Genomic DNA, 2,219 nt, shown 5'->3' with positions numbered 1-2,219 from the left:
TTCAAGGAGCGCGGCATCGACCTGCTGGTCGGCACCTGGCGCGGCCTCGGCGCCCCGAAGAGCACGCCCAAGGACGTGATCGAGATCCTCAAGGTCGCTACGCAGAAGACCATGCAGGAGCAGGCCATGAAGGATGCGATGGAGAAGCTGGCCCTCGGTTACGCCTATGCCGGCGACACGACCTTCAAGGCCGTGATGGCACGCGACAACGAGACCTTCAAGACATTGATTCCGAAGCTGGGCTTGAAGAATTGAGCCCCATGGCTGAGCCCAGTACCACCTCACAACCACAGGAGACAAGCATGCACAAGAGAACGAGCCTCCAGGCCCTCGCCGCCGCCGCGCTGTTGAGCTTTGGCGCTGCCACCTGGGCACAGACCACCACGCTCAAGTGGGCCCACGTCTACGAGGTGGGCGAGGCGTACCACAAGCAGGCGCTGTGGGCGGCCGACGAGATCAAGAAGCGCAGCAACGGCAAGTACGCGATCGAGGTCTTCCCCGCCTCGCAGCTTGGCAAGGAGACCGAGATCAACCAGGGCCTGACGCTGGGCACGGTGGACATCATCTACACCGGCATGGCCTTCGCAGGGCGCGCCTACCCACCGATGTCAATTGCCGCCGGGCCCTTCGTCTTCCGCGACTTCGCGCACTGGCAGGCCTTCCGCAACGGCCCGGTCTTCCGCGAGCTGGCCGACGGCTACGCCGCCAAGAGCGGCGGCAACCACGTGGTGGGCTACACCTACTACGGCCTGCGTCACATGACAGCCAACAAGCCCATCCTCAAGCCCGAGGACATGAAGGGCATGAAGCTGCGTGTGCCCGATGCGCCGCTCTTCACCATGTTCCCCAAGGCCGTGGGCGCCAACCCCACGCCCATCGCCTTCGCCGAGGTCTACCTCGCGCTGCAGAACGGCACGGTGGACGGCCAGGAGAACCCGTTGCCCACCATCGATGCCAAGAAGTTCTACGAGGTGCAGAAGCACATCATGCTGACCGGGCACATCACCGAGTCGCTGGTCACCGTGGTGAGCGGCAGCACCTGGGGCAAGCTCTCGGAGGCCGACAGGAAGCTCTTCTCCGAGGTGCTGTGGGAGGCCTCGACGCGCGCCACCAACGACATCGCCGAATCGGAAGCCAGGCTCGTCAGCGACTTCCAGAAGCGCGGCATCTCGGTGATGAAGGTCGACCGTGCGCCCTTCATCGCGGCCGTGCAGAAGGCGCTGACCTCACCCGAGGCGCCCTGGTCGAAGGAGCTGTTCGACAAGGTTCAGGCCATCAAGTGACGGCGCTGCGGGTCGCCTGCCTGGGCGAGTGCATGGTCGAACTGCGCGAGCAGGCGCCGGGGCTGCTGGCGCAGGGGATTGCGGGGGACACCTACAACACGGCGGTGTACCTGCGGCGGCTGACATCCGAAGACCTCCTGCAGGTCGACTACGCCACCTGCGTCGGTAGCGACATGTTCGCGCCTGCAATGCTGCAGGCATGGCAGGACGAAGGCATCGGGGCGGCCCTGCTGCGCACCGCTCCCGACCGCAGCACCGGCCTCTACGCCATCCGCACCGATGCGAGCGGCGAACGCCACTTCAGCTACTGGCGCGAGCGCAGCGCGGCGCGGGCCTACTTCGAGGGCGAGCCCTCGCCGCTGGAGCTGCAGGCCGACGAGATCGACGTGCTGTACCTGAGCGGCATCAGCCTCGCGATCATGGGCCCCGAGTTGCCGCCACGCTTGCGGGCGCTGTTGGCCCGGCTGCGTGAGCGCGGCGCACGCATCGTGTTCGACAACAACTACCGGCCGCGCCTGTGGGCCAGCCGCGAGGTGGCGCAGGCGGCCTTCATGCAGCTGTACGCGTTGGCCGATATCGCGCTCGTCACGCTGGACGATGAGATGGCGGTGCAAGGCCTGGGGTCCATGGAGGCGGCACTGCAGCAGGCGCTCGCGCTGCCGTGCGGCGAGGTCGTCGTCAAGTGCGGCGCTTTGCCAACGCTGGTGCGGGTCGAGGGCCAGGCGCCGATCAAGGTGCCGGTCCAACCGGTGTCACGCGTCGTGGACACCACGGCCGCCGGGGACTCGTTTGCGGCGGGCTACCTGGCGAAGCGACTGCGTGGCGAAGCGCCGGAGGTGGCCGCCGCGTGGGGCAACCGGCTCGCGGCCACGGTGATCCAGCATCCGGGTGCAATCGTGCCGCGCGAGGCGATGGCCTGGGCATTGGCCTGATGAT

2 protein-coding genes and 1 pseudogene are annotated in these 2,219 nt (G+C 67.1%); all 3 read left to right on the top strand.

Annotated features, from left to right (window positions below):
* A pseudogene (locus VFL64_RS03235) lies at positions 1-255 on the top strand (tripartite tricarboxylate transporter substrate binding protein); the annotation flags it as partial.
* Positions 256-302: 47 nt separating this feature from the next.
* Positions 303-1,283 (top strand): sialic acid TRAP transporter substrate-binding protein SiaP, encoded by a 981-nt coding sequence (locus VFL64_RS03230; protein ID WP_489538946.1) that lies wholly within the window; start codon positions 303-305, stop codon positions 1,281-1,283.
* Positions 1,280-2,215, top strand: coding sequence for a sugar kinase (locus VFL64_RS03225; protein ID WP_489538945.1), 936 nt, complete (start codon positions 1,280-1,282; stop codon positions 2,213-2,215). Before VFL64_RS03230 ends, VFL64_RS03225 begins: the two co-directional genes overlap by 4 nt.
* Positions 2,216-2,219 lie beyond the last annotated feature (4 nt).

This window comes from Rhizobacter sp. (assembly GCF_035702065.1).
Lineage (GTDB): Bacteria > Pseudomonadota > Gammaproteobacteria > Burkholderiales > Burkholderiaceae_C > Rhizobacter.
This window is presented reverse-complemented; position numbering and strand designations above follow the sequence as displayed.

What these genes read in the sequence shown, in the direction of transcription:
- VFL64_RS03230 (WP_489538946.1), top strand. Translation starts at nt 303, where the DNA reads ATGCACAAGAGAACGAGCCTCCAGGCCCTCGCCGCCGCCGCGCTGTTG.